At 64.8% G+C, this 19538-nt stretch carries 23 protein-coding genes; 15 read left to right on the forward strand and 8 right to left on the reverse strand.

The annotated features are described in order from the left end of the window. Window positions 1-32: 32 nt before the first annotated feature. Window positions 33-1769: a gamma-glutamyltransferase gene (gene ggt / locus ABUH87_RS06650; RefSeq protein ID WP_367771524.1), complete on the reverse strand. Its 1737-nt coding sequence runs from the start codon at window positions 1767-1769 to the stop codon at window positions 33-35. Window positions 1770-1781: 12 nt separating this feature from the next. Further along, complete coding sequence (locus ABUH87_RS06655; protein ID WP_367771527.1) at window positions 1782-2813, reverse strand: quinone-dependent dihydroorotate dehydrogenase; 1032 nt, start codon at window positions 2811-2813, stop codon at window positions 1782-1784. A gap of 396 nt (window positions 2814-3209) precedes the next feature. Between ABUH87_RS06655 and ABUH87_RS06660 the strand changes: the two genes are divergently transcribed. The 8 genes from ABUH87_RS06660 (at window position 3210) to ABUH87_RS06695 (ending at window position 9317) form a co-directional block, all read left to right on the forward strand. Next, a complete protein-coding gene (locus tag ABUH87_RS06660; protein WP_367771530.1) occupies window positions 3210-3659 on the forward strand; it encodes an SUF system Fe-S cluster assembly regulator in 450 nt (149 codons plus the stop codon). Further along, window positions 3656-5137 carry a Fe-S cluster assembly protein SufB gene (gene sufB, locus ABUH87_RS06665; RefSeq protein WP_367771533.1) on the forward strand — a complete coding sequence of 494 codons (1482 nt, stop codon included), beginning with the start codon at window positions 3656-3658 and terminating at the stop codon, window positions 5135-5137. The genes ABUH87_RS06660 and sufB overlap by 4 nt, the downstream gene beginning before the upstream one ends. Further along, window positions 5137-5628, forward strand: a complete 492-nt coding sequence (locus ABUH87_RS06670) for an endonuclease domain-containing protein (RefSeq protein ID WP_367771536.1) — start codon at window positions 5137-5139, stop codon at window positions 5626-5628. Before sufB ends, ABUH87_RS06670 begins: the two co-directional genes overlap by 1 nt. A 2-nt stretch (window positions 5629-5630) precedes the next feature. Continuing rightward, complete coding sequence (sufC, locus tag ABUH87_RS06675; protein WP_367771538.1) at window positions 5631-6374, forward strand: Fe-S cluster assembly ATPase SufC; 744 nt, start codon at window positions 5631-5633, stop codon at window positions 6372-6374. Beyond that, window positions 6371-7105, forward strand: a complete 735-nt coding sequence (locus ABUH87_RS06680) for a SufD family Fe-S cluster assembly protein (RefSeq protein WP_367771541.1) — start codon at window positions 6371-6373, stop codon at window positions 7103-7105. The genes sufC and ABUH87_RS06680 overlap by 4 nt, the downstream gene beginning before the upstream one ends. 32 nt (window positions 7106-7137) lie before the next feature. Further along, on the forward strand, window positions 7138-8373 hold the full coding sequence (locus ABUH87_RS06685) for an aminotransferase class V-fold PLP-dependent enzyme (RefSeq protein WP_367772172.1): 1236 nt from the start codon (window positions 7138-7140) through the stop codon (window positions 8371-8373). Continuing rightward, window positions 8370-8864, forward strand: a complete 495-nt coding sequence (locus tag ABUH87_RS06690) for an SUF system Fe-S cluster assembly protein (protein WP_367771544.1) — start codon at window positions 8370-8372, stop codon at window positions 8862-8864. The genes ABUH87_RS06685 and ABUH87_RS06690 overlap by 4 nt, the downstream gene beginning before the upstream one ends. A 93-nt stretch (window positions 8865-8957) precedes the next feature. After that, window positions 8958-9317, forward strand: a complete 360-nt coding sequence (locus ABUH87_RS06695) for a HesB/IscA family protein (protein ID WP_367771548.1) — start codon at window positions 8958-8960, stop codon at window positions 9315-9317. 8 nt (window positions 9318-9325) lie between these two features. On the opposite strand, the gene ABUH87_RS06700 is transcribed toward ABUH87_RS06695, so the two are convergent. Next, window positions 9326-9775 (reverse strand): hypothetical protein, encoded by a 450-nt coding sequence (locus tag ABUH87_RS06700; RefSeq protein ID WP_367771555.1) that lies wholly within the window; start codon window positions 9773-9775, stop codon window positions 9326-9328. Between the two features lie 124 nt (window positions 9776-9899). On the opposite strand from ABUH87_RS06700, the gene ABUH87_RS06705 reads away from it, so the two are divergent. Together ABUH87_RS06705 and ABUH87_RS06710 are read left to right on the forward strand one after the other, a co-directional pair. Next, window positions 9900-10898, forward strand: a complete 999-nt coding sequence (locus ABUH87_RS06705; protein ID WP_367771558.1) for an adenosine kinase — start codon at window positions 9900-9902, stop codon at window positions 10896-10898. A gap of 28 nt (window positions 10899-10926) precedes the next feature. After that, the gene (locus tag ABUH87_RS06710) at window positions 10927-11436 is read left to right on the forward strand and encodes a 3'-5' exonuclease (RefSeq protein WP_367771561.1); all 510 of its coding nucleotides are present in this window, start codon (window positions 10927-10929) and stop codon (window positions 11434-11436) included. 1 nt (window position 11437) lies between these two features. Here the strand turns inward: ABUH87_RS06710 and ABUH87_RS06715 are convergent, their stop codons facing one another. Further along, window positions 11438-11920, reverse strand: coding sequence for a hypothetical protein (locus tag ABUH87_RS06715; RefSeq protein ID WP_367771564.1), 483 nt, complete (start codon window positions 11918-11920; stop codon window positions 11438-11440). Between the two features lie 8 nt (window positions 11921-11928). Then, window positions 11929-13209: a phosphoribosylamine--glycine ligase gene (gene purD / locus ABUH87_RS06720; RefSeq protein ID WP_367771567.1), complete on the reverse strand. Its 1281-nt coding sequence runs from the start codon at window positions 13207-13209 to the stop codon at window positions 11929-11931. On the opposite strand from purD, the gene xseA reads away from it, so the two are divergent. The 4 genes from xseA to ABUH87_RS06740 all read left to right on the forward strand — a co-directional run bounded on the left by xseA (window position 13208) and on the right by ABUH87_RS06740 (window position 16886). After that, the gene (gene xseA / locus ABUH87_RS06725) at window positions 13208-14668 is read left to right on the forward strand and encodes an exodeoxyribonuclease VII large subunit (protein ID WP_367771570.1); all 1461 of its coding nucleotides are present in this window, start codon (window positions 13208-13210) and stop codon (window positions 14666-14668) included. The genes purD and xseA overlap by 2 nt on opposite strands. 27 nt (window positions 14669-14695) lie before the next feature. After that, on the forward strand, window positions 14696-14899 hold the full coding sequence (locus ABUH87_RS06730) for a DUF2093 domain-containing protein (protein ID WP_367771574.1): 204 nt from the start codon (window positions 14696-14698) through the stop codon (window positions 14897-14899). Between the two features lie 41 nt (window positions 14900-14940). Next, a complete protein-coding gene (locus tag ABUH87_RS06735; protein ID WP_367771577.1) occupies window positions 14941-15819 on the forward strand; it encodes a M23 family metallopeptidase in 879 nt (292 codons plus the stop codon). A 74-nt stretch (window positions 15820-15893) separates the two neighbouring features. Beyond that, window positions 15894-16886 (forward strand): esterase-like activity of phytase family protein, encoded by a 993-nt coding sequence (locus ABUH87_RS06740; RefSeq protein WP_367771580.1) that lies wholly within the window; start codon window positions 15894-15896, stop codon window positions 16884-16886. A gap of 196 nt (window positions 16887-17082) precedes the next feature. Here ABUH87_RS06740 and rpmB read toward each other — a convergent pair whose 3' ends face one another. Continuing rightward, on the reverse strand, window positions 17083-17367 hold the full coding sequence (gene rpmB / locus ABUH87_RS06745) for a 50S ribosomal protein L28 (protein ID WP_367771584.1): 285 nt from the start codon (window positions 17365-17367) through the stop codon (window positions 17083-17085). 115 nt (window positions 17368-17482) lie between these two features. Here rpmB and ABUH87_RS06750 point away from each other — a divergent pair, with 115 nt between their 5' ends. Further along, window positions 17483-17938, forward strand: coding sequence for a nucleoside deaminase (locus ABUH87_RS06750; RefSeq protein ID WP_367771587.1), 456 nt, complete (start codon window positions 17483-17485; stop codon window positions 17936-17938). Between the two features lie 8 nt (window positions 17939-17946). Here ABUH87_RS06750 and ABUH87_RS06755 read toward each other — a convergent pair whose 3' ends face one another. After that, complete coding sequence (locus ABUH87_RS06755) at window positions 17947-18660, reverse strand: ribonuclease T2 family protein (RefSeq protein ID WP_367771589.1); 714 nt, start codon at window positions 18658-18660, stop codon at window positions 17947-17949. After that, entirely contained in the window at window positions 18657-19517 is an 861-nt protein-coding gene (gene nadC, locus ABUH87_RS06760) for a carboxylating nicotinate-nucleotide diphosphorylase (RefSeq protein ID WP_367771591.1), read from the reverse strand. Before nadC ends, ABUH87_RS06755 begins: the two co-directional genes overlap by 4 nt. Between the last annotated feature and the right edge of the window lie 21 nt (window positions 19518-19538).

Genomic DNA, 19538 nt, shown 5'->3' on the forward strand with positions numbered 1-19538 from the left:
GTTCGCGTCATGCGGTCTTTCCCGCAAATTCGTTACTGCGCTATTGCGCGCCCTTCGCTGCGCGGATCGGCCGCCCCGACGAGGCGACTGCCGACTACCGCGATAGCGTTCGTCTTGAGAGGGAGTTCCGCTGCGCGCACGTCGTGCCCCAGCTTCTCCAGTGCCGGAATCATCCTTTCCAGCTGAGAGCCCTTTTCGACGATCACCGTGTCGCGGGGCGAGAACAGGAGGGGGAGCGCCAGAGCTTGGTCGATCGGAAGCTTCCAGTCGAGAAAACCGATGAGGGTGCGGGCAACCTGTACGGGAATGGTGGCCCCTCCCGCGGCACCAAGTGCGAGCAGGAGCTTGCCATCCGGACCAAACACCAAGGTTGGCGCCATGGAACTGCGGGGACGCTTGCCGCCTTCCACGCGGTTGGCGACGGGACGGCCGGCATCCTCAGGCATGAAGCTGAAGTCCGTCAGCTCGTTGTTGAGATAGAAGCCGCCGACGAACAGTCCCGATCCGAAAGCGCTCTCAATTGTGGAGGTGTAGCTGACGGCCCTGCCCTCCCTATCGATAACGACAAGGTGAGACGTTCCAAGCTCCGGGTAACTTCGGCCTGGTGCAAAGCTCAGCCTCTGCGAACCTTTCGGATCGCCCGGCTTCACGAAAGGCATCGTGCGTTCGGGCGAGATCGCCTTCCCGCGAGCCAGCAGGTAGGCGTGATCTGTCAGGCCCTTGGTTGGCACCGGCACGTAGTCGGGGTCGGCGAGATAGACTTCGCGATCCGCGTAGGCGAGGCGCTGGGCCTCGGCAAACAAGTGCCATGCCACGGGCGAATCCGGCCCAAGTGCAGCAAGGTCGAAGTTCTCCAGCGCGACCATGATGGCCAGCACCGTGGTCTCTCCGGAAGAGGGCGGGCCCATGCCGCAGATCTTGTATATCCGGTAGGTGCCGCAAGCCGCCGGGCGTTTCTTGGCTTCGTAGCCTTCCAGGTCCGCCACCGTCATCTTGCCGTCCTGCGGCGTTTCGCTGGCAACTTGTCGCGCAACAGCCTGTGCCATCGCACCAGTGTAGAAAGCTTGCGGCCCCCGGCTGGCGATCGTCTCCAGCGTCTTTGCCAGAGCGGGATTGCGGATCAGGGTTCCCACGGGGTGAGGCTGGCCATCGGCGCCGAAGTAAAGTGCGCGTGCCGCCGGATCGTGAGCCGCACTGTCCGGCGCGCGCACGAGCATGGCGCGACCGCGTTCGCTGAGCTGATATCCTTCGCTGGCCAGTCGGATCGCGGGCTGAAACAACTCGGCCCAAGGGAGCTTGCCATCCTGTTCGTGTGCTTGGGCGGCCAGCGCAATATTGCCCGGGACACCTACGGAGAGGCCGCTCACCACGGCCTTGCGATGGGGGAGTGGCTTGCCTTCCGCGTCGAGGAAACGCCGCGGTGTTGCGGCGGCCGGCGCTGTTTCCCGGCCATCGATGGTACCGACCTGTCCCTTGGGATCGGATCGAACGTAGAAGCCGCCACCTCCGATTCCGGAGCTCTGCGGCTCGACAACGGTCAGCGCCAGCATCGTCGCGATGGCCGCGTCGGTGGCCGTGCCGCCGTGGCGCAGCATCTCGGCGCCCGCCTCTGCTGCGCGCGGATCGGCGGCACTGACCATGCCGCTTTCATATTTCGGAGCAGTGGGCCTGCTGGTGGTTGGCGGAGCCACCGGCGATGTGGCGCAGGCCGTGAGCAGGAGCGCGCTGGAAACGGCGAGCAGTCGGGCAGGCAGGCAGGTCAGGTTCATGGGTGCGAGACGCTATTCGCTTCCTACCGCCTCCGCAACGCACGTGAAGCCGTCGCGCCGCATTAGCCTCTCCAGGCCCTGGCAAATGGAGCGAGCGATTCCCGGCCCCTCATAGACCATCGCCGAGTAGAGCTGGATGAGGGACGCGCCTGCACGAATGCGTTCCCAAGCGTCTTCTGCGGTTGCGATGCCGCCCACTCCGATCAACGGCAGCGCGCCCCCGGTAGCGCTCCGGAAGTCGCGCAGGCGTTGGAGTGCGGCGTCCTTGAGCGGGGCGCCGGAAAGGCCTCCAGCTTCGCCCGCATGGCGGGAGCGCAGCGGCGGGCGTGCGATGGTCGTGTTGGAAACGATCAGCCCATCAATGCCCCGAGCGATCGTAACTTCGGCGATGTCGTCAATGTCCGCCGGTTCCAGATCGGGAGCCACTTTGAGGAAGACCGGCACGCGCTTCCCAGAGGCATCGCGTTCTGTCAGCACGGCATCCAGCAGTTCGTCGAGCGCGCCCTTGTCCTGAAGCGCCCGCAAGCCGGGCGTGTTGGGCGACGAAATGTTGACCGTCACGTAATCTGCTAGCGGTGCGACCGCGCGCATTCCCGAGCGGTAATCTGCGACTCGGTCACTGCTGTCTTTGTTGGCGCCGATATTGACACCGACGATGCCGGACGCGCGATCCCTTGCGGCAAGGCGGGTCAAAGCATCAGCGACGCCGCCGTTGTTGAAACCCATGCGGTTGATCACTGCCCGGTCCTCGACCAAACGGAATAGCCGCGGCCTGGGGTTTCCCGCCTGCGGGCGCGGCGTGAGCGTCCCTACTTCGACAGAGCCGAAACCGAGGCCCAGCAACCCCTTCAGTGCCACCGCATCCTTGTCGAACCCGGCTGCCATGCCGACCGGGTTGGGGAACGAAAGGCCCGCCACGCGGGTGGCAAGGGCGCCGGAACCAGCCGTCTTCCCCGGACGTGTAGCGAGAGCCTTGAGAGCGAGGCCATGCGCACGTTCAGGGTCGATGCGGAACAAAAGCGGGCGGATCAACGGATACAACACACCGACCCTCTAGCCGCAAAGCGGACGCGGGCTCAATCTGCCGGAGCGATTGTTGCTGCTTTGCAACAGTTCCCGGTCGGCAGAGCCATAAAGGACCATCCGTCCCTATTTCTTTTCGAGTTGTCGCGATTCTACAATTCAACCACGGCAGCACGACATAGACGGACACCGCGACCCGAAGGGCTCGTAGCCATTTGCGCTCGAGTTCTTTCAGACTTAGCGGTTTCCTGCAGAGTGCAGGGAACCGCTTTTTTTTGCCCGTATGGACCGAACGGCGAAGGGCGCGTGTGACGGTGCGCCCCATTGAAACCTGAGCGCCAATGCACTAGGTCAAACTGGAGAAGATTGATCCGATTTACGGATCGGACTTACAATCGACCGGAGGTGCCTCTTTTCATGCGCTTGTCCAGCATGGCCGATTACGCTGTCGTCGTGATGGCTGCCGCTGCGCGGCACTGTGGCGGCGCGCGTGTTTCGGCGGTGCAACTGGCTGAAGAGACCGGCGTGCCTGGGCCCACCGTGCAAAAGCTGGTGAGTCGGCTTGCAAGCGCGGGGTTGCTGCGCTCTTCGCGAGGGGTGGGGGGCGGTCTCAAGCTGGCGCGACCTGCGGCGGCGATCACCGTTGCCGACATCGTGGAGGCTGTGGAAGGTCCGATTGCGCTGACTGCATGCTGCGATACGGGCCGCCATGATTGCACCTTGGAAAGCGCCTGCACCGTGCGGCCCCATTGGCCCCTGGTGAACGAAGCCGTTCGTGGAGCGCTTGCCGGCGTTCCGCTCACCCGATTGGTGGAGATGCCTACCGCCGCTCCGCTTGAACACTCTACTTCCGAGTATGCCGCATGACCGAACAGACCGCTCTCAAGGATCAGGCCGCCCACGATGCGGCTGCGCGCGTTGCCGACTACGAGCATGGCTGGTCGAGCGAGATCGAGCAGGAGTTCGCGCCCAAGGGCCTCTCGGAAGAGACCGTTCGCTTCATCTCGGCCAAGAAGAACGAGCCTGAGTGGATGCTGGAGTGGCGTCTGAAAGCCTATGCCAAGTGGCTGGAGATGACGCCGCCGGACTGGGCCAAGCTCAATGTACCGCCGATCGACTATCAGGACGCCTACTACTACGCCGCGCCGAAGAAGCGGGAAGCGCTCGGTTCGCTCGACGAGGTCGACCCTGAAATCCTGCGAGTTTACGAGAAGCTCGGGATCCCCATCGAAGAGCAGAAGGTGCTCGCCGGCGTTGAAGGCGCGCGCAAGGTCGCTGTGGACGCGGTGTTCGATTCGGTCTCGGTCGCCACCACTTTCCGTGCCGAGCTGGAAGCGGCAGGGGTGATCTTCCGCTCGATCTCCGAAGCGATTCGCGAATATCCCGAGATGGTGAAGAAGTGGCTCGGCCGCGTGGTGCCGGTGCACGACAACTACTTCGCGGCGCTGAACTGCGCGGTCTTTTCGGACGGAACCTTCGTCTACATCCCCGAGGGCGTGCGCTGCCCGATGGAGCTGTCCACCTACTTCCGCATCAATGCGGAGAACACCGGCCAGTTCGAGCGCACGCTGATCGTCGCCGACAAGGGCTCCTATGTCTCGTATCTGGAAGGCTGCACCGCCCCGATGCGCGACGAGAACCAGCTCCACGCCGCGGTGGTCGAACTGGTCGCGATGGAAGATGCCGAGATCAAGTACTCGACGGTGCAGAACTGGTACCCCGGCAACGCCGAGGGGAAGGGCGGCATTTACAACTTCGTAACCAAGCGTGGCCTCTGTCAGGGCGCGCGTAGCAAGATCAGCTGGACCCAGGTTGAGACCGGCAGCGCGATCACCTGGAAGTATCCCAGCTGCGTGCTGAACGGCGAGGATTCGGTGGGCGAATTCTACTCGGTCGCGGTCACCAACAATTATCAGCAGGCCGATACCGGCACCAAGATGATCCACAACGGCAAGGGCAGCCGCTCGACGATCATCTCCAAGGGCATCTCGGCCGGCAAGAGCAACAACACCTACCGCGGCCTCGTGCGCGTGGCGGCGAACGCGGACGGGGTGCGCAATTTCACCCAGTGCGATTCGCTGCTGCTCGGCAAGGAATGCGGCGCGCACACGGTGCCTTATATCGAAGTGCGTAACCCTTCCGCGCAGATCGAGCACGAGGCGACCACCAGCAAGATCAGCGACGACCAGCTGTTCTACGCCCAGCAGCGCGGGCTCGATACCGAGTCGGCGGTGGCTTTGATCGTCAACGGGTTCGCCAAGGAGGTCTTGCAGCAATTGCCGATGGAGTTTGCCGTGGAGGCGCAGAAGCTGCTCGGGATTTCGCTCGAAGGGAGCGTCGGCTGATGACTGAGCGCAAGACCCTGGGCATCAGCCAGGCTTCCACTCCGAAGGCCGATCCCAAGGCGAGCTTCGCCGCCACCGGCGCGCGGCTGGACAAGCTGAAGGTGCGTGCGCGTGAGGCGCGGCGCGCGCCCACGCTGGCGCAGCAAGCGCTCTGGGAGCAGTTGTCCGGATCGCGGCTGGGCGGAGTGAGATTCTTGCGTCAGTCGATCGTCGGCTCCGTGATCGTCGATTTCGCCTGCCCCTCCCGTTGGATCGCCGTTGTGCTTTCGCCCGAGGGTGCAAACCCGGAGGTCGATGCTCTGCAAGACAAGAAGCTGACCGATGTCGGCGTGCGCGTGCTGCGCTTCGCTGAAAGCGATGTGCTGGATGACGCGGATGCCGTCGTCAGAGCGATACTTACCGAAGTGAACAAGCCGTTCGACAAACGCGCCGCGCGCCGCAGTGCCGGTGCGCCGCAGTTCGCCCATGCTGATGAGGGCGCTGAAGGATGACCATGCTCCAGATTACCGATCTTCACGCAACCGTCGCTGACAAGCCGATTCTCAAGGGACTTTCGCTCCAGATCAACGCGGGCGAGGTGCACGCGATCATGGGCCCGAACGGCGCCGGCAAGTCGACCACGGGCTACGTGCTGGGCGGGCGTCCCGGCTACGAAGTGACCGGTGGATCGGTCACGTTCAACGGTCAGGATCTGCTCGAGCTCGAACCGCACGAGCGGGCCGCTGCCGGGCTGTTCCTGGGCTTCCAGTACCCGGTCGAGATCCCGGGCGTTTCCTTCGTGCAGTTCTTACGCGAAGCGGCCAATGCCCAGCGCAAGGGCCGTGGTGAGGAGCCGCTCTCGGGCGGCGAGTTCCTCAAGCTCGCACGGGAGAAGGCCGGGCTGCTCAAGATGGACATGGACATGCTCAAGCGGCCGGTGAACGTCGGCTTCTCGGGCGGTGAGAAGAAGCGCGCGGAGATGGTGCAGATGGGCATCCTCGATCCCAAGCTGGCGATCCTCGATGAGACCGATTCGGGTCTCGACATCGATGCGCTCCGGGTCGTGGGCGATGGCATCAACACGATCATGAGGAAGCCGGACAAGGCGGTGCTGCTGATCACGCACTACCAGCGCCTGCTCGACACCGTGACGCCGGACTTCGTGCATGTCCTCGCCGGTGGGCGGATCGTCCGTACCGGCGGCCCTGAATTGGCGCTGCAGCTGGAGGAAGAAGGCTACGAGGCGGTGGCTGCGTGACGACGCTCGCTCTTCCAACGAGGCGCGACGAAGCCTTCCGCTATTCGGATGTCGACGCCCTGGCCAGTGTATGGCCGGTTGCGCGGGAGGAGATTCTCGTCCCAGCCGGCCAGAGCGGGATGCTGGATGTCGTGGAGACCGGCAGTGCCACCGTCGCGCGGCATCTGGTGATCACGCTAGAGGCGGGCGCGACGTTCGACTTGCGCGTGCTGCTGGCCGGTCCCGCTTTCGGACGTATCGCCGTGGACGTGCGGCTTGGTGAAAAGGCCGATTTCACGCTCGGCGCGGCGCAACTGGCGACCGGGAGCGAAACGGTGGAGATCGTTACGGAAGTGACCCATGCGGGGCCCAGCGCCACGTCCGAGCAGATCGTGCGCACGGTGTTGTCGGGCCACGCGACGGGAACCTATCTCGGCCGTATCGGCGTGGAGCGGGGCGCAGACGGGACGGACGCCGAGCAATCGGTCAGGGCCATGCTGCTCGACCGCACGGCTACGGCGAATGCCCGGCCGGAGCTGGAGATCTATGCCGATGACGTGAAGGCTGCGCACGGCTGCGCGGTTGGTGAGCTCGATGCGCAAGGGCTGTTCTATCTCATGTCGCGCGGGCTGCCTCCGTCCGAGGCCAAGCGTTTGATGCTGCAGGCGTTCATCGCTGAAGCGTTCGCCGGTGCCTCCCACGAAGATACGCTGAGCGAGCAGGCGCTGACCCGATTGGAGGCGATCCTGTGAGTGGAACGCCTGACCAGAACGTGGGCGAAGCCATGCTCGACGAGGCCATCGCGCCAACGCACCTGAACGCGAACCTGCGCAAGCAGTTTCCGGGCATGTGGAATCTCGACGGCTCGCCCTGGCGCTATCTCGATACTGCGGCGACAGCGCAGAAGCCGCAGGCCGTGATCGATGCCACGGTTCGCGCAATGGGCGTCAACTACGCGACCGTCCACCGCGGCGTCTACGCACGCTCGGCCGAGATGACGCTCGGCTTCGAGGCGGCACGTCGCCGCGTCGCGACGTTTATCGGCGGGCGCGAGGATGAGGTTGTGTTCACGCGCGGTGCAACCGAGGCGATCAACCTTGTTGCCCAGACCTGGGGTGTCGAGAACCTTAAAGCGGGCGATCGCATTCTGCTTTCGACCCTGGAGCACCATTCGAACATCGTGCCGTGGCAACTCCTGCGTGAGCGCACGGGCGTTGCCATCGACGTGTGCCCGCTGACTGCGGATGGTTGCGTCGATCTTGAAGCCGCAGAAGCCATGCTGACGCCGGCACACAAGCTGGTGGCGCTTGCGCACGTCTCCAACGTGCTCGGCTCGGTGCTTGACGTGAAGCAAGCGGCGGAACTGGCGCATGCTGTAGGCGCCAAGCTGCTGGTGGACGGCTGTCAGGCCGCGCCGCGTATCAAGCTCGACATGGCGAAGCTTGGCTGCGACTTTTACGTCTTCTCCTCGCACAAGCTCTATGGGCCGACCGGGATTGGCGCATTGTGGGCGCGGGCCGAGATCTTGGACGCGATGCCGCCTTGGCACGGTGGCGGCGCGATGATCGACAAGGTGACCTTCGAAAGGACGACTTTTGCCTCGGCCCCGCAGCGCTTCGAGGCCGGCACTCCGATGATTGTCGAAGCGATTGGCCTTGCCGCCGCGGTCGAGTGGCTCGAAGCGATCGGACTGGACGTGGCGCACGAGCATGAGCGCGGCCTCGCGGCCAAGCTGCGCGAGGCCTTGGGGCAGCGCAACGACGTGACGCTGTTCGGCCCCGCCGATTCGCTCGGCATCACCAGTTTCGCGCTTGAAGGGGTGCATCCGCACGACTTGGGCACTATCTTGGACGAGGAAGGCGTGGCGATCCGCGCCGGGCACCATTGCGCCCAGCCGCTGATGGAGCATCTGGGCGTTCCCGCGACGGCGCGCGCCAGCTTCGGGCTCTATAACGACGAAACAGACATCGAGGCGCTCCTTAAGGGGATTGAGCGCACGCGGAGGATCTTCGCCCCATGATTGAGAATACCGGCAACGAGGACCGTACCTTTGCGGTCGAGGAAGTGGAGGCTGCAACGCCTCCGCGCCGCGCGCGCGTGGAAGATGCAGCCGTGGAGACGGCGCAGGAGAAGCTTGGGCGCAAACGCGACTACCTTGAAGGCTTCCTGGCTGCGAAGCCGCCTGCGGACGATCCGAACGGGCCCGGAGGCTCGATCTACGAGGGTGTAATCGACGCGCTCAAGGAGATCTTTGACCCCGAGATTCCGGTGAACATCTACGATCTTGGCCTGATCTATGGCGTGGATGTTTCGCCTGAGGGCGGTGTGGCGGTGACCATGACGCTAACCACGCCGCATTGCCCCGTCGCCGAATCGATGCCGGGTGAGGTCGAACTGCGTGTCGCGGCAGTGCCGGGCGTGCGCGACTGCGAGGTTAGTCTTGTCTGGGATCCGCCTTGGGACATGGCAAAAATGTCCGACGAAGCGAAGCTCGAACTGGGGATGTTGTGAGCCGGATCATTCTCGCATCTACAACGAGTCCGGGCTCTGGCGCGGGTTGCCGGGCAATTCCGAAAGCTTGAGTCACGGGTACAAGAGGCTGACATGACCACTGAAACCAAAGTTCGCCAACGCCCCGCCGCCGTTATCCTGACGCCCTCTGCCGAGGCGCGGATCGCGGCACTCATGGCCAAGGCACCTGACGACGCGATCGGCGTAAAGCTATCCACGCCGCGCCGGGGCTGCTCGGGGCTCGCCTATTCCGTCGACTATGTCAGCGAGGCCAGCCCGCTGGATGAGCGGATCGACACGCCGGGCGGCACTTTCTTCATCGATGGCGCTTCGGTGCTCTACCTCGTTGGCAGCACAATGGACTGGGTCGAGGATGATTTCACGGCCGGGTTCGTGTTCAACAATCCGAACGCGAAGGGCGCCTGTGGCTGTGGCGAGAGCTTCACCGTCTAGGCACGGACCTACCGCCGCTTGAGTGCTGCCACACAGGCGGCGCGATCAACATCCTGCCCATCGGACGCGCGGCGTGCGTCGACGAAAGATGCCACTGGCTCGCGCGACTGCCTGGTCGGATAGAGATAGACATCGAGCACGCATGCGGTGCCGGTAAACTGCAGTTTGCGTGCATCGCCTTCCCAGACATTGAGGCGCGGACTGCCGAACTGCCGCACGATCTGGCCCTCGGTTGCCCCGATCACGCCTTCAAGGCCGGGGATTGACTGAAATGAAGGCTCTCGCGGAGCGGCACGCACCGGAGCGCGCACTGGCTGGCCCGCGACTTTCCCCGGCCGCGGTGTAGAGGACGTTCCCCCGGTCGAGGCGCAGGCAGCAAGAAGCGGGACAAGCAGGGCGGCGGTGAAAACAGCGCGCAGCTGAGATGGCGCGGGGCGGGCATGCGTGATGTAAGACATGGTCGCTCAGTCGCATCGCGCGCCGCAGGTGGGCTGTCAACGCCGCGCAAGGTTGCTCCCGGTCGAGCCGCACGCTACTCGCGGTATGAAGCTGTCCTCCGGTGTCCAGGGAACCATCTATCACATGAACCAAGCCCCCCGTTACGATGTGATCGCGATCGGCAATGCCATCGTCGACGTGCTCGCGCACAGCCGGGACGAGGTGATCGATGAACTCGGCCTCACCCGCGGGGGAATGACCCTGGTCGATACCGCAAGGGCCGAAGAGCTCTACGCGCACATGGGACCGACGGCGCAGGTGTCGGGCGGTTCCGCCGCAAACACGCTCGCCGGTCTCGCTTCGCTGGGCGCGCGGTGCGCATTCATCGGACAGGTGGCCGACGATGCGCTCGGCGAAGTCTTTGCGCATGACATCCGCGCGGCTGGCATTGACTTTGCCACGCCTGCGCGCGCGGGCGATCCCCCCACAGGCCGCTGCCTCATCTTCGTGACGCCCGATGCGCAGCGGACGATGAACACGTTCCTCGGCTCATCGCAGTTCCTTCCAGCGGAGGTGCTGGATCTGGACGCGATCGCCAGTTCGGCAGTGCTTTATCTGGAAGGGTATCTCTGGGATCCGGAGGAGCCCCGGGCCGCCATGCGCAAGGCGATTGCGACTGCGCGAGAGGCGGGCCGGAAGGTCGCTTTCACGCTTTCCGATGCGTTCGTGATCGACCGGCACGGTGACGACTTCCGGGACATGATCGCGCAAGGGCAGATCGATATCCTTTTCGCCAATGCCGTCGAACTGGCAGCGCTGACCGGCATCGACGATTTCGATGACGCGCTTGCCTCTCTTGCGGCGAAGGTGCCGGTCGTGGTGGCAACCCGCAGCGAGCATGGCGCCGTCGCCATTGCTGCAGGAGAGCGGGCGCAGGTGCCTGCGGAGCCGGTTGCCCGGGTTGTCGACACGACCGGTGCGGGAGACCTCTTCGCTGCAGGCTTCCTGTTCGGTCATGTGCGAGGAATGCCGCTTGCAGAATGTCTGCGCCTTGGCGCGATATGTGCCGGCGAGATCATCTCTCACTTCGGCGCTCGGCCCGAAGTCGATCTTGCGACGCTGGTGACAGAGCGGGCCGGCTGATGCAGACGGGCCGGGAAGGGAGCAAACGATGACCTGCCCGGCACTAATCGACTTCGAAGCGAGCTGCCTGCCCGACTATGGGCAGTCCTACCCGATCGAGGTTGCCCTGGCGCGGGTAGACGGATCGAGCCGTACCTGGCTTATCCGTCCTGCCGAATCCTGGCGCTTCTGGGACTGGTCGCCGGAGGCTGAGGCGCTGCACGGGATCGCCCAGGATGTGATCGCACGGGACGGCTTGCCGCCAGCACAAGTGCTTGCCGAGATGCAGGCTTTCGCTGGCCACTGTCAGGTCTATGCCGATGCCGATCTGGACGCTTATTGGCTTGAGGTGTTGGCCCATGCGGCGGGAATGCATCCGCCGTTCCCGGTCCGCTATCTGGGTGAGTACTTTGCCGAACGCGGGTATACGCGGCCTCAGGTTGTCAGTGCCCTTGACGCCGCGCGCGAGCGGCTACCGGTGGAGCATGTCGCGCGAGACGATGCGAGCCGACTGGCGCTGGCAGTCCGGCTGCTGCTGGACGGCGAGACCGCAGCCTAGCTCAAAGCCCCTGGAGTTCGCCTAGGCACTGCGTCCGGGCCGAGTCCCGCGCCGCAGCGAGACGGCTGCTGATCAGCGCCGGCAGCGCACACCCTCGCTCTGGTTCGACAGGGAAGTCACGCCGGCAAGCGTCGCGGGTGCGAAACCAATCGTCAGCACAGTCTTCATAGGCGGCCCGCTGGCGGATATGCTGCGTCCGGCAACCCGACGTCCAACGCGACCGGTAAGCCGTCTCGGCGGCCGCAAGGCAGACCTCGTACCGCTGCTGCGCAGCTTCGCGACGCCGGGTCTCGAGCATGCGCGCACGCTCAAGCGCGGCTCGTTGATCGGCGGCTGCCGCCTGCCGTTCTTGCCCGGCTTCCAGTGTGCGGTGGATCGACTCCGCCGGCAGGAAGATCCCATAGTAATAGCCGACCCCCGCTCCGGCGAGCAGCGCGCCTGCGGCGATGCTCAGCTTCAGGACCGCATTGACGTTCATGGCCACGGACGTGGTTAGCTCTCTTCGCGAGCCACTTCGCGCCAGCCGATATCGCGGCGGCAGAAGCCGGAGGGGAAACTGACCTTGTCCACTGCGGCGTACGCACGTTCCTGCGCTTCGCGCACAGTCTCGCCCGAGGCGGTGACGTTCAGGACGCGACCGCCCGACGCCCGCAGCACGCCATCCGGCCCCAGTGTCGTACCGGCGTGGAAGATCTTTGCACCTTGCCGCTCGGCAACGGGAATACCGTCGATGCGGCCGTCCTTTTCGGGCGTGCCCGGATAGCCATTGGCAGCCATCACCACTGTGAGAGCAGTCTCGTTAGAGAACCGGGGCGGCTGGACCGAGCCCAGGCGGTTCTGTGCGCAGGCAAGCACCAGTTCGACCAGATCTGTTCCCAGCCGCATCATCAGCACCTGACACTCCGGGTCGCCGAAGCGGCAGTTGTACTCGATAAGCTTCGGCCCTTCGCGGGTGAGCATGAGCCCGGCGTAAAGGACACCCGAATAGGGGTAGCCCTCATCGGTCATGGCCTTGACTGTGGGGGCGATGATCCGGGTCATCGCCTGACCTTCAAGCTCTGGCGTAAGCACCGGTGCCGGGCTGTAGGCACCCATGCCGCCGGTGTTCGGGCCAGTGTCGCCTTCGCCCACGCGCTTGTGGTCCTGTGCGGACCCGAAAGGCACGATCGTGCTGCCGTCGGTCAGCGCGAAGAAGCTTGCCTCCTCGCCCTCCAGGAACTCCTCTATCACCGCCTCGGCGCCTGCCTCTCCGAAGCGGCCGGAGAAGATCTCCCGCACGGCTTCCTGCGCCTCGTCCATGGTCATGGCGACCGTCACGCCCTTGCCCGCGGCAAGCCCGTCCGCCTTGATGACTACGGGCGCGCCAAAGCCCTCCAGTGCCTCGAGCGCGTCCGCCTCGCGGGCGACGCGCACGTATTTGGCTGTGGGGATGCCCGCACGTTCGCACAGATCCTTGGTGAAGCCCTTGGACCCTTCAAGGCGCGCAGCGGCGCGGCTGGGGCCGAAGACGGCCAGCCCGGCACCGCGCAGCGAATCGGCCAAGCCGTCCACCAGCGGGGCTTCGGGGCCCACGACCACTAACCCGATCCCCTGCGTCTCGCAGAAGGAGATAACGGCAGCGTGATCGGTCGCGTCCAATGTGACGCAGCTTGCCTGTTCGGCTATGCCGGGATTGCCGGGGGCGGCATAGAGGCGGGTGCAGAGCGGGGATTGCGCCAGCTTCCAGGCGAGAGCATGCTCGCGGCCTCCCGACCCCAGAAGAAGGATATTCATGGCGCTGCCTTTCGATGACGACAATTATGCGGATGAGCGGAAAACGCCGCTCGTAGCGAAGGCAATGCCGGGCGACAACGCCGAGCCGCTATCCGTGAGCGCGATTTCAGCACTGTTGAAGCGGACTGTGGAAGACCGCTTCGGCTTTGTGCGCGTGCGCGGGGAGCTTTCCGGTGTGAAACGGGCCGCCTCCGGCCATCTTTATTGCTGCTTGAAAGACGACAAGGCAGTGATCGATGGCGTGATGTGGAAGGGCGGTGCGCAGCGCCTGGCCTTCCGTCCCGAAGATGGGGTGGAGGTCGTCGCGACCGGCAAGCTGACGACGTATCCCGGGCGCTCGAAGTACCAGATTGTCATCGAATCGATGGAGATTGCCGGCGAGGGTGCGCTTCTCGCCCTGCTCGAGAAGCTGCGGGCACGGCTGGCTGCCGAAGGTCTCTTCGCGAGTGAGCGCAAGCGATTGCTCCCCTTCCTGCCAAGGACGATCGGGGTTGTGACTTCGCCGACCGGAGCCGTCATCCGCGACATTCTCCACCGGCTGGCCGACCGCTTTCCCAGCCGCGTGCTGGTCTGGCCGGTGCTGGTGCAAGGGGAGGGTGCGGCTGGCCAGATTGCGGCCGCAGTGCGTGGGTTCTCGGCCATGCCGCCGGGAGGCGCGGTACCGCGTCCCGATCTTGTGATCGTCGCGCGCGGCGGCGGGTCCATAGAGGACTTGTGGGCCTTCAATGAAGAGATCGTGGTCCGCGCTGTGGCCGAGTGCACCATTCCCGTCATTTCTGCCGTCGGCCACGAAACCGATACCACACTGTGTGACTATGCTGCGGACCAGCGCGCTCCGACACCCACTGCTGCCGCCGAAATGGCAGTGCCTGTTCGCGTCGAGCTCGCGGCGAACCTTGCCGAGCTGGCTCTGAGGAAGAGGCGTTGTGCTTTGCGCCCCGTGACCTTGGGACGCGAGCGGCTGGAGGCGAGGGCACGGCACTTGCCGAGGCCCGAAGCGCTTCTCGCCGCGAAGGCGCAGAAGCTGGACGAGACGGGCGAGCGCTTGCGCCGCGCCCTGCGCGATCGGGCCTTGGGTGCGCGTGCGCGCCTCGACGCTCGCGGTGCGCAGCTTTCGTTGCCCCTGCTGCGCCACCGGCTTGAGCGTGCGGAAGAGCGGCTTGCACGCGCGGGACTGACGCCGGCGCTCCTTCAGCGACGTTTCGAAGCCGCTTGCAAGCACTTCGCGCCGGTGGCGCGCGTGTTGCCTCAGCTCGACCCCGACAAGCCCCTGGCCCGCGGCTTTGCGCGTGTCACCGACGCTGATGGGCACACGTTGACGCGCAAGGCGCAAGCCGAACGTGAGGTCTCGCTTGTCCTGAAGTTCCGCGACGGGGATCTGGCGGTGGTCCCGGGCGCCGCTCCGCGCCGTGCGCCGCGATCAAAGGGACCGAGCGCCCGGCAGGGTGATTTGTTTTGAACTCAACGCTCTGCTAGGTCGATGCCCATGCTGATGTCATCTGCCGATCGTCCCGCAACCCTGCGCTACGGGCCCAATGGCTTTCGTGTGCTGAGCCCGGGCAACCACGTTCTGTGTGCCGTTACAGGCGAACAGATTCCTCTTGAGGTTCTCCGTTACTGGAGCGTTGAGCGACAGGAGCCCTATGCCACGCCCGAGGTCGCCACTCGTCGCCTGTTGGGAGAGGCATGAGAGCGTCTTCACGTTGCGTAGCGCCCATCGCGGCCAGTCTGATGACCCTGGCGAGTTGCACTGCGGTTCCTACCACTCAGGTTTCGCAGCGCGCCACGTCTCAAGAGCGTGAGCGTGCGCCGGCCCCCAAGCCCGCGCCTGCGCCCGAACCCAGTCGTCCCGCCACCTTCGCGTTCGCCGGCGAACTTACCCAAGGTGGTTGGATCAAGGGGACAGCGCCCGGTGGGACGCAGAGTCTTTCACTCGATGGCGAATCCATCGATGTGGGGGAAAACGGCGGCTTCTTCGTCGCTTTTGACCGGGATGCAAAGCCTGTCGCCAGTCTGATCGCAACTCTGCGCTCCGGTGCAAAAGTGGTTCAGCGTCTCACCATCGCGCCACGGGACTGGCAGATCGAGAACGTGAACATTGCTCGCCGGCGATCCGGCCCGAGCGAGGCGTTCATGGCGCTGCGGCGCCCTGAACTGGCCCGCATTCAAGCTGCTCGTGCTCTCGATACGGGCGCAGCGGGCTGGCGTCAGGACTTTATATGGCCGGTTACGGGCCGGATCTCCGGCCGCTTCGGCTCGCAGCGGGTCTATCGGGGGGAGCCAGGATCCTACCATTCCGGCATCGACATCACGAGCGGCGTCAGCGGCACGCCCTTCGTGGCACCGGCTGACGGGGTCGTTGTGCTCGCAGCCAAGAAACCGTTCACGCTCGAGGGCAATCTGCTGATGATTGACCATGGCATGGGCCTTAACAGCGCGTTCCTGCATTGCTCGGAGATCCTTGTGGAAGAGGGTGAGCGGGTTCGCCAGGGCCAGACGATCGGGCGAATTGGCAGCACTGGGCGCGCCACGGGGCCACATCTGCACTGGTCGATGAAGTGGAACGAAGCGCGCCTGGATCCTATTCTGCTGACCGGACCGATGCGCTGACGGTTCTACAGGCGGTCGGGGGTGAAACCCGTCGGTAGGGTTGCGTCCCTCGTCGACTGCCCTATCAAGCCGTGGTGCGGCGCAGCATAGCTCTCCTGATTCTGGTAGCCGGTGCTATCAGCACCACTTGGTTGCGCTCCGAGCGGGTGACGCCGATCCGTAACAAGACGCTCACTTTCGTCACCGAGCCGCGCCCATCCGAAGAGACCCTGAAAGCGCATCTAGGCCCCTTCCACCTTGAAAAAGCGTGGCAGATGGAACTGGGGTCGTGGAAGTTTGGTGGGTACTCGGCGCTGGTGCCCCTGCCGGATGGCCGAATGCTGGCACTCTCCGACTTGGGCCATTTCCTCGTCTTCGCGCCGCCGGGAGGCGTTCGCGCAACGCCGCGCTTCGGCAACTTGCTCGACAACCCGCAGCACAACAAATCGGACGTCGATGTCGAATCGGCTACGCGCGACCCTGAGACGGGGCAGATCTGGTTAGGTCTGGAGTTGCGCAACGAAGTCGTGCGGCTGAACTCCGGTTGGGCGAGGACGGGAAGCGCGCGGCCAGAGATCATGCGCCATTGGGGCAAGAACTCCGGACCGGAGGCAATGGCCCGCCTGCACGATGGTCGTTTCGTGCTGTTGAGCGAGGGGCCGATCGAGTGGTGGCGGTCCCATCGTCATGAAGGCGTGGTTTTTTCGGGCGATCCGGTGGAGAACCCCGAAGCGGCCAAGCCTTTCGTCTTTGAAGGGCCGCAAGGCTTTGACCCCGTCGATATGGCGCAGTTGCCAGATGGCCGTCTGCTGGTGCTGATGCGTGCCCTCGTCTGGCCCTTTCCTCAGCGATTCGCCGGGAGGATCGTGATCGGTGATCCCGCGCAGATTCGCCCTGGCAAAGTCTGGAAGGTACGCGAGGTGGCGCGAATTGCGTCCTCGCTGCCCATCGACAATTTCGAAGGCATGGCAATTACACCCGCAGAAGACGGCATGCTCAACGTCTGGCTGATCGCGGACGACAACAACGCCGCCCTGCAACGCACGCTCCTGTGGAAGCTGAAGGTCAATCCAGCCGACCTACCTTAAGCGGCTCGCCCAGAGAGCGGAAACGCTCCCGGTTTGCGCCACCGCGTCGTCCGAGCCGCTGGATAGTCCGAGCCGCTGGCCGTGAGCGGTCAACCTGAAGCTGACCTCACCATGCAAAGCAACGCGAAAAGGCGCGCGGATCGCTCCGCACGCCTCAATGCTCTTCAACGCACCCCGCCGAAGCGGGGCGGAAGAATCAGGCTGCCTGCTTCTTCTTCAGATCGCGCTTCACCTTGAGGGCGCGCGAGCTGAGCTTGGCATCGGCCGTCTTGAGCAGCCAGTTGTCGAGGCCACCGTTGTGCTCGACCGAGCGCAGGCCATGCGTCGACACGCGGAACTTGAAGCTGCGCTCCAGTCCGTCCGAAAGCAGAGTCACGTTCTGCAGGTTGGGCAGGTAGACGCGCTTGGTCTTGTTGTTGGCGTGGCTGACGTTGCAGCCGACCTGGCGGCTCTTGCCGGTCAGTTCGCAGATGCGGGACATGGTCTCTCTCGCTCGAAAAAATGTCTGTGCCGTTTAAACGGGAAGGCGCGCCCTTAGCGATTCACCAGGAGCAGGTCAAGTTGCGCGGCGCCTTCGGGAGGTCTAGCGCGAACGAATGACACGCTGGCCGCTCCCTCCGCCGATGGCGCGCGCGCTTGAAGAGGCGCAGATTGCCGCCCTTGAGGGGGAGGTGCCCATCGGTGCCGTCGTCGTCAAGGACGGGCGGGTTGTGGCAACCGGGCGGAACGCTCCGCGCCAGACTTGCGACCCTACTGCTCACGCTGAGATCGTTGCGATTCGCGCTGCCGCTGCCGCGCTGGGCAACGATCGGCTGGACGGTTGCGAGCTTTGGGTCACGCTCGAACCATGTGCCATGTGCGCTGGTGCCATCGTGCACGCGCGGATCGCCCGGCTCTACTATGGTGCGGCCGACCCCAAAGGCGGTGCGGTGGAACATGGCGCACGCGTCTTTGAGCAGCCTCAGTGCCTGCACCGCCCCGAGGTCTATGCCGGCATAGGCGGAGCTGAAGGGGGCAACCTGCTAAGGGCATTCTTTCGCGAAAGACGCTGAGGAAAGCGCTACAGGCCGCGCCAGATCTTCAGCGGCGCACTGTCCGCGGGCCCGAACTGCCGGGCACCGCAGCGCATCGGCAGAAAACGGCGTGAATAGCAGAGCCGAACTTCGCGCAGCCAGCCGCTGCGGCTGACCAGGATACCCACCTGCTCGGTCTTCCACGCCGGGTTCGCCGCGACGAAGGCCTGGCGCAGGTCACCAGCGGTCAGCCCTTCCCGGCGCGAGAGGCGGTCGGCGTCCGGCCATCGGATTGAGCGCCAGAGGATCGCGCTCACCTTGAAGTACTGCGCAGGAGTCTTGGCCATGCAACTGCCGTGCTTCGCCCACTCATGCACCAGCAACCGCGCGGAGGGGGTCATGCACAAGTTCCGGCGCAGAAGTTGAGGCGAAGGCAGGGGCTTTGTTGCACACCACTGCGGGTAAGCGCCGTGGGCGGCTTCTGGCCAGAGGCCGTGCAGAATGAATCCGAATCGCCCATGCCGCCCGGAGCACTGCATCGAAGCGGGATCGCCGCGCGTCTTGCAGTGATCGGGAGACCAGCTTGCAGCAAGCGTATAGGCCCCGATTGCCGTGCGCCGCGTCGGGCCGTCAGGCTGCACGGACCCGATCGGCTCAACCCTCTGCGGCGGAGTGCACTGGTAGGCCTGCGCCATCGCCGCGGGGGGCGAGAAGGCCATCGTCACCGCGATGAGCCGCGTCAGCGGCGTCGCCCTGCTCACAGGGGTGTGAAGTCCAGTCCGATGTCGGCTGCTGGTGCGCTTTGCGTCAGCCGCCCGACTGACACGTACGTCACGCCTGTCGCTGCGATCGCTGCGATGGTGTTCAAGTTTACGCCGCCCGACGCCTCCGTGGGTACGCGGCCAGCGACCAGCGCTACGGCGTGCCGCAGGACGTCAGGCGCCATGTTGTCGAGCAGCAGGTGGTCCGCGCCCGCCGCCAGAGCGGGTTCGATCTGATCAAGGCTGTCCACCTCGCAGATGACCTGTGCCACGCCCGCGGCCTTCGCCTTTGCGACAGCCGGCCCCACACCGCCTGCCACCAGCACATGGTTGTCCTTTATCATCGCCGCGTCCCAGAGCCCCATCCGGTGATTCCTGGCACCGCCCATGCGAGTGGCGTACTTCTCCAGGTGCCGAAGGCCGGGGATGGTCTTGCGAGTGTCTAGCAGAGTGCCGTTGCCCTGCATCTCGGCCACGTAGGTGCGCGTCATCGTGGCAATACCTGAGAGGTGCTGCACCGTGTTCAAAGCCGAACGCTCGGCCGTGAGCATGGCGCGTGCTTGTCCGGTGAGACGCATCAACTTGGTGCCCGGCGGAACTTGGGCGCCTTCCTCGACGAGGATCTCGATATCCATCTCCGGGTCGAGCTTCTGAAAGAACGCGGCAGAGATCGGCAGGCCTGCGACCGTGATGGCATCGCGCGAGTCCATGACACCGGAGAAGCGCGCGTCTGCGTCGATCACGCTTTCCGAAGTCACGTCCCGGCCGCCGCCTGGAAGGCCCACGCCGAGATCCTCATTCAGAGTGCTGGTGACGAATGCGTCTAGGTCGAAGCCAGGGAGTGTGAACTGGGTCATGGCGCGGTTCTTTCGCGCTTC

Source organism: Novosphingobium rhizovicinum (assembly GCF_040813635.1).
In the GTDB taxonomy this organism is placed as follows: domain Bacteria; phylum Pseudomonadota; class Alphaproteobacteria; order Sphingomonadales; family Sphingomonadaceae; genus Novosphingobium; species Novosphingobium rhizovicinum.